Annotated in this window: 10 protein-coding genes; all 10 read left to right on the top strand. The window is 42.1% G+C overall.

Translation table 11 applies throughout. The features are described from left to right. The first annotated feature begins 87 nt into the window (after positions 1–87). The 10 genes from GO493_RS11130 to GO493_RS11085 all read left to right on the top strand — a co-directional run bounded on the left by GO493_RS11130 (position 88) and on the right by GO493_RS11085 (position 15,487). Positions 88–1,176 carry an adenylate/guanylate cyclase domain-containing protein gene (locus tag GO493_RS11130; RefSeq protein WP_157306239.1) on the top strand — a complete coding sequence of 363 codons (1,089 nt, stop codon included), beginning with the start codon at positions 88–90 and terminating at the stop codon, positions 1,174–1,176. Positions 1,177–1,353: 177 nt separating this feature from the next. Next, positions 1,354–1,956 (top strand): RNA polymerase sigma factor, encoded by a 603-nt coding sequence (locus GO493_RS11125; protein ID WP_157306238.1) that lies wholly within the window; start codon positions 1,354–1,356, stop codon positions 1,954–1,956. 83 nt (positions 1,957–2,039) lie between these two features. Next, complete coding sequence (locus GO493_RS11120; RefSeq protein ID WP_157306237.1) at positions 2,040–3,227, top strand: FecR family protein; 1,188 nt, start codon at positions 2,040–2,042, stop codon at positions 3,225–3,227. Between the two features lie 427 nt (positions 3,228–3,654). Next, complete coding sequence (locus tag GO493_RS11115; protein WP_157306236.1) at positions 3,655–7,014, top strand: SusC/RagA family TonB-linked outer membrane protein; 3,360 nt, start codon at positions 3,655–3,657, stop codon at positions 7,012–7,014. Between the two features lie 11 nt (positions 7,015–7,025). Beyond that, positions 7,026–8,525 carry a RagB/SusD family nutrient uptake outer membrane protein gene (locus GO493_RS11110; protein WP_157306235.1) on the top strand — a complete coding sequence of 500 codons (1,500 nt, stop codon included), beginning with the start codon at positions 7,026–7,028 and terminating at the stop codon, positions 8,523–8,525. Positions 8,526–8,549: 24 nt separating this feature from the next. Continuing rightward, positions 8,550–9,254, top strand: coding sequence for a DUF4843 domain-containing protein (locus tag GO493_RS11105; protein WP_157306234.1), 705 nt, complete (start codon positions 8,550–8,552; stop codon positions 9,252–9,254). A 33-nt stretch (positions 9,255–9,287) separates the two neighbouring features. Continuing rightward, positions 9,288–10,883, top strand: coding sequence for a PKD-like family lipoprotein (locus tag GO493_RS11100; RefSeq protein WP_157306233.1), 1,596 nt, complete (start codon positions 9,288–9,290; stop codon positions 10,881–10,883). A 93-nt stretch (positions 10,884–10,976) separates the two neighbouring features. Next, positions 10,977–12,023, top strand: coding sequence for a TlpA family protein disulfide reductase (locus GO493_RS11095; RefSeq protein WP_157306232.1), 1,047 nt, complete (start codon positions 10,977–10,979; stop codon positions 12,021–12,023). A gap of 37 nt (positions 12,024–12,060) precedes the next feature. Beyond that, complete coding sequence (locus tag GO493_RS11090; protein ID WP_157306231.1) at positions 12,061–12,987, top strand: ABC transporter ATP-binding protein; 927 nt, start codon at positions 12,061–12,063, stop codon at positions 12,985–12,987. Positions 12,988–13,075: 88 nt separating this feature from the next. Further along, entirely contained in the window at positions 13,076–15,487 is a 2,412-nt protein-coding gene (locus GO493_RS11085) for a Gldg family protein (protein WP_157306230.1), read from the top strand.

Below are 15,487 nucleotides of genomic sequence, written 5' to 3'. Positions count from 1 at the left end.
TAAGTTTATACCCGATTTTTTAATCCAGATTAAAAAAAAAATCCTCCGCAATTATTTTCTTCGCCCCTGGAATGAATAATTATATAAATGAACGAATATTCCAGGAAAATGAACAGGGTCTATTTAATAGCCCTTATCGTAGCCTATGTGATAGGTATGGCAGCCTTTGCTTTTTTGAAATTACTCGGATTAAAAGAGCTGAATGAAGTAAATGCTGATGCACAGGAATCCCTGTTGCCATTATCTGTCAGTATGGGAGTTATCACGGCCTTGGGTATCGCGTTGTTAGAGCTGAAGGTCTTCAGTAAATGGAAAAACTATTCCATTGTACAATTTGTGATCTGTAAGTACGCCCTTATTGTTTTGCTGATAATAACAGGTTGTGTATTAGTATATGTATGTTTTCAGTTGTTTGTAGAGAAGCTGGCCTTAATGACAGCTTTACATACGATTCCGGATTTTCTCGAAACAGAACTTTTTCTTTCTATATTACTTTATCTTCTCCTGTTCAGTATTTTGCTTAACATGTTTATAACGGTATATGAATATCTTGGAGCGCAGGCCATTGTAGGAGCGCTTTTAGGCAGATATGATAAACCGGCAGAAGAAGATCTCACTTTCCTTTTTATAGACCTGCGTTCTTCTACTACTATAGCAGAAAGAATGGGGCATATTCAATACAGCCGTTTTATTGAAAATAGTTTTCAGATACTAACAGACAGTATATATAAATATAACGCAACTATATACCAGTTTGTGGGCGATGAAGCGGTATTACTATGGCCTTCAAAAGGTGCTCGGAAAACGCTTGCTCCCGTTCATTTTTATTTTGATTTCCAGGAGAGATTGCAGCATAATAAACCCCATTTTTTAAATGAGTTTGGAGAAACACCCCGTTTTAAAGCAGCTATTCACAGCGGATTTGTCACTGTAACAGAAATACGTACTATAAAAAAGGATATCGTTTACCATGGAGATGTGTTAAACACCTGTGCCCGTATTATGGGCCAATGCAGCTCACTGAATAAAGATGTACTGATCTCTTCTGTGGTTGCCGGTTGGTTGCAGGATTCGGACAGGTACAGAGCAGATCTTACAGCAGAACTGTCATTAAAAGGAAAAATAGAACCGACTGCCATATATGAACTGACCCCCGCATTTTTTAATCTGGATTAAAAAACCTCTCGGTTATTGTTACGTTCTTTGTTTTGGATAGAGGCTGATTCTCTATCCCTAAGCATGAATTACAGTAAAAAAATGTTATCTTACACCCTGCCTAAACTGTTGAGTCCTCTATTAGATTGAGGATTGTAAACTGTCTTTTCTCCTAAACATATAATATTATATTGTCAGTTGATTAACAACGAGCCAAATAGCAACAGAGATTTACTTGAGCGGATTGCGGCGGATGATAGAGATGCTTTTGCTTCATTGTATACTTTCCTGTACCCCAGATTATTCCGCTATTTATTGGTTGCTTCCCGCTCAGAGACCGTTGCTGAAGAAATCCTCCAGGACGTATTTGTAAAGCTTTGGATCAAAAGGCACACCCTGGTAGGGATAAAATCCCTTGAGTCCTTTATGTTGCGTATGGTTAAAAACAGGCTTATTGATACGATAAGAAAGAGGGACAGGATAATATCTATGAATGAACAGGCGCTGGATAATGAGATATCTTCAGACAATATTTTCCAGGACGTATTGTTGAAGGAATACCATGACCTTGCCCGCAAAGCCATTGATGCTATGCCGGAACGGAGAAGGAAGATCTTTCTATTAAACGCTGAAGAAGAATTAACAGCAAAGGAAATTGCCGACAGGATGCAGTTAAGTTTAACCACAGTTAAGAAGCAACTTTATGAAGCGAACCATTTTATCAGGAATTTCCTCAATACCCATGGCGATATTCTGTTAATACTACTCTGTTATACCTTGCATTTGACAGGTCCATTTTAAGGAGCTATCATTATTTTTTTGTTTTTTTTTAAAGGGGGGGTATCTTTTTCCTTTTAGGAACGTCTCTTATTTATACAGCTATTATGGAACGGACACGAATAGTAATATTACTTGAGCAACATTTGAATGGGGTAATAGCCCAGAAGGAGAGTGATGAGCTGAACCTGTGGCTGGAGAGAGTGGACGTAGAGGAGTTTGAGGAAACTATTGCCGCCTGCCGTAATATCCCGGAAAAATATAAAAATCTGGGAGAGATAACAGTTGGTTTTCGTGATAAACTTGAAAAAGAGTTAAATGCGTTGGATGAGGACAATACTGAAAAGATAGAAGTCCTTCATCATTTAAAGCCCCGCCGTTATATATACTGGCTTCGCTATGCAGCAGTTTTTCTTCTGCTGGGAGGAGCAGGTTTATACCTCTTTACGTTAAATAAGAATAAAGATAGGCAAATGGGTGAAACCTTAGTATCCCCGGATATTGTTCCGGGGAAAAAGGGCGCCATTCTGACGCTTGCAGATGGTAGACAAATACAATTGGATAGTTTAGCCAAGGGACGAATTGCAGTTCAGAACGGAGCTGAGGTAATATTAAATAATGATGAGCTGGCTTATAATGCCGTTGGCGCAAGCATTTCCAGCAAAAATACTATTATCACGCCCCGCGGTAGAGTATTTACGCTGGTGTTGCCGGATGGGACACATGTTTGGCTCAATGCTGAATCTTCCATTACTTATCCCACAGCGTTCGTGGGAAGTATGAGAGAAGTGTCTGTGTCAGGCGAATTGTATTTTGAGGTGGCTAAGAATGCTCAGAAGCCTTTTATAGTTAAAGTGAACGATAAATCAGAGATAAAGGTACTAGGCACCGATTTTAATATCAATGCTTATAATGATGATGGATATGTGAAAACAACATTGTTATCAGGAGCTATCCAGGTAAATGCAAATACTGCCTCTTATTTGTTAAAACCTGGTCAGCAGGCGAAGATTGATCATGGAACAAGGATAAAAGTAATTGAAGATGCCGATATTGACCAGGTAATTGCATGGAAGAATGGCTTGTTTAATTTTAGTGGCCACTCAGTATCAGCAATCATGCGTGAAATAGGGAGATGGTACGATCTGGAGGTGGAGTTTGAGACAATACCTGAACCTGGTGAGATAATGGGTGGATTAGACAGGAATCTCTCGCTTCCCCAGGTTATCAATATCTTAAAGAAGATTAATATAAACTGCCGGGTAGAAGGCAGGAAACTGATTGTAACAAAATAAATGCATTCGTCAGGAACAGGATTAACCAATGGTGTGAGATAAAGTACAGGAGAGGGGACATAATTACTGGAAAGTTTCAGGAAAAGTGAGCAACCGGTTCAACGTTTCTTAGTTGAACAAGGGATCTTTTGCCCGCATTGTTTGCATATGTCGTGTATGCAGAGGGTTCCTTTTGCCTGAAACGTTCAACATTAATATTGCGTAAAAACCAAAAACCAACCATTATCAAAAGCCTTAAACAGGCATCAGGGGGACAATCAACCAATTCATTCATTTTAAATTTTTCATTTATGCTTACATGAATATCAACCATTCAAAGTTTCTGATGAATATCAACAACATTATTATCTGGGTCCTGAAATAGGATCGCTATGCTATCCGGGAAGGCATCAAAAGACCTGAACCGGCAACCAAAATTTATTCGTCTATGCGATTTCCTGCAACGTTTTTGACAGCGCTGCTGTGTATTATTACTACACTGGCAGCTGCCCAAACTGTCTCTATATCTGCAAAGAGTGCACCTGTTGAAGATGTGATATCTTCTGTACAAAAGCAAACGGGATATATTTTCCTTTACCAGAAACGTGTCCTGGCAGATGCCAGGAGAATTAACGTGGAGGCTAAAGATATGTCCATCCGCGAATTTCTTTCCAGGGCATTTAAAGATCAGCCATTTAACTGGTCCATTGAAGGTAAAACTATTGTACTGGAACAGAAAAAAACGCCGGTTATTCCTTCTGAACGCCAGCTGTCTGATGGAGATACCATTGTTTCTGATCTTAGGGTAACTGGTCGGGTGGTGAACGCAAACGGAGAGCCTGTTGCCCTGGCAACAGTTATTGTGAAAGGTTCCGGGAAAGGTGTTACTACCAATGAGAAAGGAAATTTTATATTATGGGTTAATGCTGGTGATGTATTGGAAGTAACCTCAATAGGTTATGAGAAGCAGCAGTATCGCGTACGGTCATCTGCCGGTATTTTAATTGAGCTGAAGGAAAGTGTTACAGCTTTGAAAGACGTTGTTGCTACGGGTATTGTAACCCGGAAAGCAGAAAGTTTTACCGGTTCCGCCATTACAGTGACCAAAGAGGAGCTTTTCAAGGCAGGTAACCAGAATGTTCTGCAGAGTTTAAAAAATATTGATCCCTCTTTTAGGTTGGTGGAGAACCTGGAAATGGGCTCTGATCCTAACAGGATGCCTGAGATCGTAATGAGAGGACGGTCTGCTATGCCGGACCTGACCGGTACGTACAGCGGTAATCCCAACCAACCGCTTTTTATCCTGGATGGTTTTGAGACTACTTTACAAAGGGTTTATGACCTGGATATGAACCGCATCAAAAGCATCACATTGTTAAAGGATGCGGCTGCCAAGGCCATTTATGGAGCTAAAGCAGGTAACGGTGTCGTGGTTATTGAAACAATACAACCACAAAGAGGAAAGCTGCGTTTGAGTTATACCAGTAACATTAACATAGAAGCGCCAGATCTTACCGGCTATAACCTCATGAATGCCAAAGAGAAACTGCAATTTGAGAAGGACCATGATATGTATATCGCTGGCTGGGATGCAGCTACAGCCACAGCAAGGGAAAAAGTTTATAATCAGCGGTACCAGGATGTTTATTTAAGAGGCGTCAATACATACTGGTTGTCCAAACCGTTACAAACCGGTGTTGGTCAGAGGCATTCTGTGTTCCTGGAAGGTGGCGATGATTATATGCGTTATGGCGCCACTTTTTTTTATAATGGCATAACCGGGGCAATGAAAGGTTCTGACCGTAAAACCTATTCCGGGAATACTACCTTGTCATATCGTTACAGGAACCTGTTATTCAGAAACTCTATGGACATAGCCCAGAATACAGGTCATAATTCTCCATACGGTAACTTCTCCGATTATATTAAACTGAATCCTTACTGGACACCATATGATGAAAATGGTAATGTTAAAAGAATTGCAGGTTTCTATCCAACTGCAGCAGACTCAACTTACTGGGACCCTACTTATAATCCCCTCTATAATGCTACGCTGAATGTAATTAATAAGAACAGCTATACCCAGGTGATAGATAATTTTTATGTTGAATGGAACGCCAGGAAAGGTCTTAGATTCAAAGGAAGTATCGGCTATACCTATCAGAAAAACGGATCCGACAATTTCCGTCCGCCAGGTCATACAGACTTTACTGGCTATACACAGGACAATGGACTGATCAACTATAAAGGGCAATGGATTAAGAGCTATGGTTCCAGCCAGTCTATTGAATCTAATATCGGAGCAGACTATACTTATATTACCGGCAGACACTTCCTCCTGGCTAACGTCACTATGAACATAAACGATATTAAAAGCAATATCAATACATTCGTCGCAGAAGGATTCGGCAGCGATAACGTATCTGACATTTCCATGGCCAGCTATTATCAGAGGGCTTCTGCTCCCGGAGGGAACGATAATCATACCCGAAGCATAGGTGTGGTTGGAATAATGAACTATGCTTATGACAACCGCTTTTTATTTGATGCCTCCTACAGAACTAACGGCTCTTCTATTTATGGGGCTAACAGCAGGTGGGGAGATTTCTGGTCTCTCGGTATAGGATGGAATCTTCATAATGAACTGTTCCTGAAAAGGTCCGGATTGTTTCAGCAATTCAGGCTCAGAGGGTCTATGGGATATACAGGTTCCCAGAATGCAGATTCTTATCTGACACTTGCTACTTACAACTATTCAGGCATTGTATATGATGGTATCAAAGGTGCCACACTAATGGCTTTGCCCAATCCGAACCTGAGCTGGCAGAAGAACCTGGATTATAATGGTGGGGTGGATCTGGCTGTTTTTAAAAATAAACTCTCCGTTCGGGTAGATGTTTACAGAAGGGTTACTTCCAATCTTCTGCAGGACATTTCAGCTCCTCCTTCATTTGGGTTCAACACCTTTAGGGCTAATATTGGTAAAACAGTTAATACAGGTACCGAGATTGCCCTACGGTACCAGGTGTTCAATAACGCAAAGAACAGGGCATATCTGAACGTTTCTGTAACCGGCACCCGCAATAAAAATAAACTGCAGGATATTGCCGATGCTTTCAGGAGTTACAATGAAACACAAGATAGTAAAGTGACTGATGAAAATGTGCTTTATACCAGGCCAGTAGCACGTTATTATGAGGGGCAGTCTATGACTGCCATATGGGCCATGAAATCGCTGGGTATTGATCCTTCTTCAGGAAATGAGCTCTTTATGACCAAAGATGGTAAGCTTACATATACCTGGTCTGCCAACGACCTTGTTATTGCCGGAGATACTGAAGCCAAAATATACGGAACATATGGTATTAATGCAGGTTATAAAGGGTTTAATCTTTCATTGATCTGTTCCTACAGGATAGGGGGGCAGTTGTATAACTCTACACTGGTAGAACGGGTAGAGAATATAAATGGAAGAATGAATCTTGACAGACGCATTAAGAACGCCTGGACAAAAACAGGTGATGTAGCCATTTATAGAAAGCCGCAGGTAAGTTCTGCTGTTAATCAGATATCTTATACCAAACCTACTTCCCGTTTTATACAGGAGAACAGTGAACTTTATTTCTCAACCATCAATCTCAGTTATGATGTCTTAGACAGAAGATTGCTTCAGAAGCTTGGTATGGACAGGCTGAGATTCACTTTCTATACTAATGAGTTGTTGAGGATATCTTCTATTACAACAGAACGTGGAACTACTTATCCCTTTGCCCGTAATTACTCATTCTCGTTACAAACCACTTTTTAAAGGAGAATACAATGAAAAGCAGAAACTTCAATATATCTGGTACAATACTGCTGTTGCTGATAATCTTCGGCATGCCTTCATGTAAGAAGTGGTTGGATGTGCAACCATCTACCCGCCTGGATCGTGCAGAGCTGTTTAAGAAGGAAGAAGGGTACAGGGATGCCCTGGCTGGTGTATACGGGAACCTGACCACTCCTGCGCTTTATGGTAGGGAAATGACCTACGGTACGCTGGATGTATTGGCAGGATATTATAACCCTGCTTCCGTAGGAAGCACATTGTATTATAGTTTTTACAACAACTTTCCGTATAAGAGAGATAATGCCAGCAGGAGTGATGAATGTGTAGCAGTTGTCGATTCAATGTGGATAGGCATGTATAACCAGGTAGCGAACCTGAACAGCATCCTCGATTACATCGACGGAAGTAAATCGATATTCTCCGGCGATAATTATGCTGTACTGAAAGGAGAGACAATAGGATTACGCGCCTTTCTACATCTGGATCTGTTACGCCTTTACGGTTCCAGCGCTCAGGTAGGCCTTGCCAGCAAATCCATACCTTTTGTTGATACACTTTCATCCCTGGTAAGCCGGCTTCTAACTGTAGAAGAAGCAAGTAACAGGATAATCAACGAACTACAAACGGCGTTGGTATTGCTGGAAAACGATCCTGTCAGAACAGGCGCTACCCCCTCGCCGATACTGGCTTCGTCCGTTGCCACAGCAGCGCTGGCGCCTTATCATAACAGAAGATACCATTTTAACTATTATGCTGTGAAAGCAGCTTTAGCCCGGGCATATTTATGGAAGGGGGATAAAGCTAATGCGCTCAGATATGCAAAAGAACTTATCGCAGAACAGGCATCCCGGTTCCCTTGGGTATTGGATGCAAACCTGACGGCCATTAACACTGCAGGTGCTGCCAATAAAGACAGAACATTTACGACAGAGCACATATTTGCACTAAATGTGAGAGGACTTGCTAATGATGTACCGTTTTATCTCTCCTCTGCAGGAGCAGCCACTCCTGGTAACCTGCTTGTTACAACCAATACGGTAAGGAATAAGATTTATGAGAACAGCACGGTAGATCCTCGTAATCAGTATTTGTTTACTACATATAACAGCAGTTTTTTTACTACCAAATTGTACCAGGACGATGCAACATCAACATGGTTCAAATACCAGGTTCCTGTGATCCGCATATCCGAGATGTATTATATAGCCGCCGAATGTGAGGCTGGTGTTTCGGAAGGACTGAATTGGCTCAATGTTGTGAGGCAGGCGCGCAAACTGAGCCCTTTAACAGCGGATGCCATCAATACTCCCGCAACCCTGATGGCCGAGATTCAGAAGGAATATCAAAAAGAATTTATAGGCGAAGGACAACTGTGGTATTTCTATAAGCGTCTGAACTATTCAGTATTGCCTTATTCTCCCAGGTTTACCAATATTGCCTGGTATGTATTTGATATGCCGGATAATGAATACATCTATGGTGGCAGATAGTAACTAATAAAAAAAGATAGTCATATGAAGTCAATATTAAGATATATATCCACGGCATTACTTGTTGTACTGTTGCTGGGCTCCTGTAAAAAGGACATTATGACGTATGGATCGGAAGATTCAGTCTATTTTACTGAAGATAGCACCAACTATACTTTTGTAGATAAGAAAAGTAGTGTTATAACAGATACCGTCATTGTCAGGGTGAAACTGATCGGTAAGTTATCAGAGAAGGATAGAACGCTCAATGTGACAGTTGACAGTGGTGATGCGGTAGAAGGTAAAGACTATACTGTTCTGAAGCCTGTTGTGCTGCAGAAGGATTCCAATTTTGTTTCTGTAAAGGTGGTTTTGAATCGTACTACTGATCTCCTTACTAAGAATAAAAAAATATGGCTTGGTTTGAAGAACTCTGATGATATCAAAGCAGCCGATTTCCCTCCGCACACTCAGCACAAATTGACATTCTCCGATAAGGTGGAAAAGCCGGACTGGTGGGACTCTTATTTCTATTTGTTCAATTACTCGGATACCAGGATGCGATTTTATATTGATGTAATGGGTTCCACCCTGGCGCCAAATCAATATACTGGTGGAGTAGGGCTTGATTTTTCCGTTGTGATCTATCTGCTTAAAGCGGCGACCATAGAATATAATCAAACCCATACAGAACCGTTGTCCGATGAGTATGGCCCCATTAACTGGGATGTGAGCTGGATTGATGGTTAATTGTATACACAAACAGATTAAAATGATAAGCTCATGACAACAATTTTGTCCAGATATAAATATCTTTTACTGGCAGGTCTCTTTTTCCTGACCCTTCAGGCCTGTTATAAAGATAAAGGGAACTATGATTATGCACCGCTTCCACCTGTAGTTGTAATCGATACAAATTCGTATTTAACCTCTTATACCAAGGTCTATACTGTAGACAGCCTGATTATTGATCCGGTTATTTCTTACAGCGGAAACATAGAAGACCTGTCCTATGAGTGGCAAATGTGGGATAATTCCGTTGGAAGGTTCGTACATTTTCAGCAGGGCAAGCGACTTGCTTATAAGGTAGGGGCGGATCAATATGTAAAAGCTACAGGTATTTACAACCTTCGGCTGGGAGTTTCCAATAGGTCCCTTAAAAGCGATACAGCAGATCCTGATGCAGCAATGACCTATTCCCGTATTGTCACCATGACAGTGGTAACAGCCAATTACATAGGTCTTATGGTATTACATGGGGATGGTACTCAGTGTGATGTTGGTCTGATTGAAGATAATTTCTTTATGCCTAAGGCAACACAAACAGTTACCACTAAAGTAACCCCGGGTTTTTATTCTTCATTTAACAATGGAGAGAAGATTCCAGGCGTTGGAAAGCAGGTTGAAAAGGTGGGGGTTGTCTCCACATTTGGCTCCTCTATTTTTGGTACAAGCAACGTATACATATTTACTGATAAAGTGAATATCAGGACCGCTTACCTGCGGATGGAGAAGTTGGGGGATTATTCTGCATTGTTTGCTCTCCCTTCTTTGGCTTCAGGAAAACCAGGATATTATACGCAGTTCGGTACCAATCAGTCTAAGGCAATGGTGGATGATGGCCGTGTGTTTTACGGTAACTTTGTAGGACCATTGTCCAATACCGATTTTACCTATTATGCCGCTCCTTATGTGGCGTTGGTTGGAAGCGCAGGTTTTACCGGTGGGCCAAGCAGAGGGGTAGTTGCGTTTGACACCATCAGCAAGGCTTTCCTGTATTCTACATATGGAAGCGGAACAACAAATATTAATAAGTTCCCGGATAATACTGTTTCAGGTGTGGATCTGCAACCAAATAATATGAAGGCAAAGCTGGTGTATATGGATATCCGGGGCAGGACCTATAACACACTTGCTGTGTTGAAAGATGCAACAACTGGCAATGACTACCTGGCTGAATTCAACTTTTGGGCTACAGACGCATCACAGGTTTCAGTAGGAAAATATCCTATGGAAAATCTGCCTGGATACGGCTCTATTAAGTTTTATGCTTTTGGCAGGGAGTTGAATATGGTCTATTATGCTACAGGCAATACTCTCTATCAGTATCTCTACCAGGGTGGAAATACTGCGAGTGCGATCTATACCGTTCCATCCGGCGAGGAAATTACGGGAGTAAAGGTTATTAAGTATGAATATGCAGCCACTTCTACCACTTACCAATATTCCAACAAACAAATGGTAATTGCCACTGTCGACCAGCAAGGCAAAGGAAAAGTATATGCTTTTTCGGTAAATACAGTAACAGGAGCCACAACACTGAAAAAAGTCTTTGATGGCTTTGGGCAGATCTATGATATGTCTGTCAAAGATCAGTAAGCCAACATACACCATAACCATTTTCAGGTAGCCTGCCAGGCAGGCTGCCTGGAAATCTCATGCCTGCCAAATCAAAATTTAAATAGTAAGAAGATGAAAATTACCAGTTGGGCAATTGCTATAGTACTTGCACCTGTTATTTTATTCGCACAAAGCAGGACAGTGAGGCCTTCTATGGATAAAAGGTTTAATGAATACTGTACCAGCAATATTTTTGAAGGAAAGTCCCATAAGAATGAGCGCCTTCCTGCTTTCAGCCTGCCCACCCCGGACGGCCGGATATTAAGAAGTGCAGACATGAAAGGGAAAGTACTGGTACTGGATTTCTGGGCTACCTGGTGTGCCCCCTGTCGTAAGCTTACAGCAGAGCTGGACAGCTCCCTGAAGAAATATCAGGAAAGGAAAGATTTCCAGATGATTGGGATGGACTATAATGAAACAGTGGTAAATAAAGGATTAAGCCCTGCTGCTTATTGGAAAGAACATAAGTACGGTTTTCCCATGACGCTGAATAATAATGAATATGGGAAGTCTCTTAATGCAGGTAATCCTACTGTAATAGTAGTAGATAAGGATGGCATTATGCGAGGTAAATGGGATGCCTGGACTCCTCATACCGCTGAAGAGATCTCTGTGCTTGTATGGGCACTGCTGGAAGATCCAAGGATCACTGAGGCAGATGTTAACAAAGCGTATGAAAAGAAGGAATACCTTAAAACCATTCATCTGTGCGATCTCTTTATGGCAACATACCCGGCTGAAACAGGAAAATTTGCAGCAATAAAATATAATGCGCGGATGAAAATGTCGTCCAAAATGGAGGCATTGACAGAGGTAAAGTTCGTCCTGGATACAATTACAGATTATAAAGCTTTTACAAACAGATTACTTGGCAATGATACGATCAGTCCATCTGCCACAAGGACACAATTGTTTGAAGAATTGATGAAGCAGGCAGGGCAGGAAAAGAATTACCTCATTTATGAATTGGTTGCCGGCAACTATTATAAAGCTGGTAACAGGAAGGCTGCAGTTGAAAATGCGGAGAAGGCATTACAGATTGCCCGGCAATCAGGTAAGAACGCCGGCCCCATGATCGAACAGATCAGAAGTAGCCTGGAAGAGTACAGGAAAGAATAGCACAAAAGAGATATCATAACCAACCAATATTCAGCAAATGCAGGAAACGATCGTTAAAATCGAAGGGCTGTCGCACAGGTATACCAGTTCCTGGGCCATCCGTGACATTAATATGGAAATAGGAAAAAGAGGCATAGTGGGATTGCTTGGTTCCAATGGTGCCGGTAAATCCACTACAATGAACATCCTCTGTGGTGCACTGAACCAGACAATGGGAAGTGTTTATATCAATGGTATCAATATGCGGGAGGCGCCGGAACTCGCAAAGCAGGAAATAGGTTTTTTGCCGCAAAATCCACCCCTGTACCTGGACCTTACAGTGGACGAATACCTACACTATTGTGCCGGGTTACGCAGAATGCCGAAAGACAGGATCAAACCGGCTGTTAAAGAAGCCAAGGAGCGTTGTGGAGTGGATCATTTCGGCCATCGGTTACTCCGTAATCTTTCGGGAGGATACAGGCAACGTGTTGGTATTGCCCAGGCTATTGTCCACCGCCCTAAACTGGTAGTGCTGGATGAGCCTACCAACGGGCTGGATCCGAACCAGATTATAGAAGTACGTGCTCTTATTAAGGAGATTGCTGCGGACCGTGCTGTGATCTTTTCATCTCATATTCTGTCAGAAGTACAACTGCTTTGTAAGGAAATTAAAATGATTGAAAGCGGCCGAATAGTTTTCTCTGATACTATGGATGCTTTCAATAATTATGTTGAGCCACATAGTCTGATCATGCACATGGAGAATCCTCCGGCTGTAGAAGAAGTGGAGAAGGTGAGCGGTGTGACCAGGGTTGAATTCCTTACTGAACGGCAGATACGTGTGCACTTTAACGGCGATCAGGAGATAGCTGAACGGCTGATCACTGCCAGTGTAAACAAGGGTTGGCGCCTGCGTGAAATATCCCTCGACAAAACTGCGTTGGACGAGATTTTCAAGCAATTGTCTTCCAAAAACAATTAAGCAGGCAAACGGAACAGGGTGGACCCGGCCTTTACAGTAAGATGCCGGAGATCTCCATGCCCATTTTAAAATATAGTGCAATAAACAAATGAAAGTTATACTGAAAATAGCCAGAACAGAGCTGCGTACTTTGTTTTACTCGCCCATTGCCTGGTTCCTGATGATCGTATTCCTGATCCAATGTGGCAGTGTATACCTGGGGCAGCTACAGATGCTTGCTCGTCAGCAGGAGATATCAGGTACAGGAAGTGGATTTTTCATGAGTTATACCAATTGGGTATATCTGAGCCAGCCAGGTCTCTTTGGAAAGATCATGCAGAACCTCTACCTGTATGTACCACTGTTAACAATGAGCCTTATTAGCCGCGAAATCAGCAGCGGTACTATTAAGCTGTTGTATTCCTCTCCTATAAAAGTATATGAGATAGTTTTCGGGAAATACCTCGCCATGATGGTATACAGTCTTGTATTGGTTGGCATTGTAGGTGTATTTCTGTTATCCGGTATGTTTCATATAGAGCACCCCGAAACGGGGATGCTGACGTCTGCTATGTTTGGTTTCTACCTGTTGCTTTGCGCTTATTCAGCCATCGGCCTGTTTATGAGTTGTCTTACTGGTTACCAGGTAGTAGCAGCTATCAGCACTTTTGTAATGATAGGTATTCTTAGTTATATCGGCAGTCTTTGGCAGAGGGTGGATTTTGTACGTGAACTTACTTATTATTTCTCCATTAATGGCCGTACCCAAAGCATGTTAGGTGGGTTGATCACCACTAAAGATGTTATTTACTTCATTGTGATCGTATACATTTTCCTGGGCCTCAGTATTTATAAACTGAAGGCCGGAATGGAATCCAAACCTGCTATTGTAAAAGCCAGCAGATATGCAGCTGTAATGGCTTCGGCATTACTTATTGGCTATGTATCCTCTATTCCCGGATTGATTGGTTATTATGATACAACACTGAATAAATCCAATACCCTTACACCGCGCGTACAAAAGATTCTGGCCGGCTTAGGCGATGAACCGTTAGAGGTAACCGCCTATGTTAATTTGCTTGACCGTTATTTTTATCTCGGTAATCCCGGTTCCTATAACATTAATAAAGCAAGGTGGGAAGACTACACACGTTTTAAGGATAACATCATTCTTAAAAAAGTCACTTACTATGATAGTACGGAGGAGATTTCCGGCAGGAACAGATATCCTGGAAAGAATCTTCGGGATGTTGCGGAACAGTATGCAAAAGGAATGGATGTGGAGCTAAAAGGAATATTATCACCTCAGCAGATGCGTAAGATAATTGACCTCAGGCCGGAGAATAACCGTTATGTCATGCAGCTGAAATGGAAAGACCACACAACTTTCCTGCGGGTATTCGACGATATGATAGTTTGGCCCACCGAAACAGAAGTAGCGGCTGCATTACAGCGTCTGCAACAGGTAAGTTTACCAAAGATCGCTTTTTTAACAGGTAACCTTGAACGGGGAGTGAATAAAACGGGAGACCGGGATTATAAAACACTTACCAACCTGCCCTCATTCCGTTATTCGCTGATAAACCAGGGGTTTGACGTTGTCAGTGTTGAACTGGAATACCAGGATATACCAAAGAATATTGCAGCTGTAGTACTGGCTGATCCCAGGGTCCTGATGTCAGATACTGTAATGAATAAGCTGAGACAATATATAAGTAATGGAGGTAACCTGCTTATTGCGGGTGAACCGGGCAAACAAGCTATATTGAACCCTTTGTTGAAAGAGCTGGGCATACAGATCATGAATGGCACTGTTATCCAGGAAAGCAAGGATAATGCGCCAAATTTTGTGGAGACTTATGTAGAGAAAAGTGCTGGTAGTTTCTATACACCGCTTGAAAAAGCCATTGCAGACAGTCAGCAACTGACGCTATCCGGCGTGGCAGGAATTACCTGGGCTTCCGATGGAGCATTTGCTGTTCAGCCACTGGCTAAAACAGCGGCAAAAACTTCCTGGAACAGGATCAAACCGCTGGATGTTGACAATGTGGTAAATGCCACAGCCTCCGGTGCAGACATGGATAAGGTGATGGAAGAGATGATGGAGACAGGCGCTTCTGCGGAGGATATTTTGCGCAGAAGAAAACGGGATACAATGGGAACTGTTACGTTCTCAGCAGCCGATGGGGATGTAATAGGTCCCATTACCACTATAGCAGCCCTTACCAGGACAGTCAACGGAAAACAGCAGCGTATTGTGGTATCCGGTGATGCTGATTTTTTCAGCAACAAAGAGCTCAGACGTAACCATACTATCAATTTCGTGTTCAGTACTTCCCTGTTCCGCTGGATGAGCGGAGGAGAGTTCCCCATAGATGCAAGTCGCCCTGATCCACAGGATAAACGGGTGAAAGTTACGCTGGCACAGCTTGGATTCCTTCGGATCATTTACTTGTGGGTAATGCCTGTAATATTACTTGCATTTGGAGCGATTCTGCTGATAAGACGTAAAAGAAAATAG

Origin of the sequence: Chitinophaga tropicalis (assembly GCF_009758205.1) — a bacterium.
Lineage (GTDB): Bacteria > Bacteroidota > Bacteroidia > Chitinophagales > Chitinophagaceae > Chitinophaga > Chitinophaga tropicalis.
The sequence above is the reverse complement of the archived record's forward strand: the minus strand, read 5'-3'. Positions and strand labels throughout refer to the sequence as shown.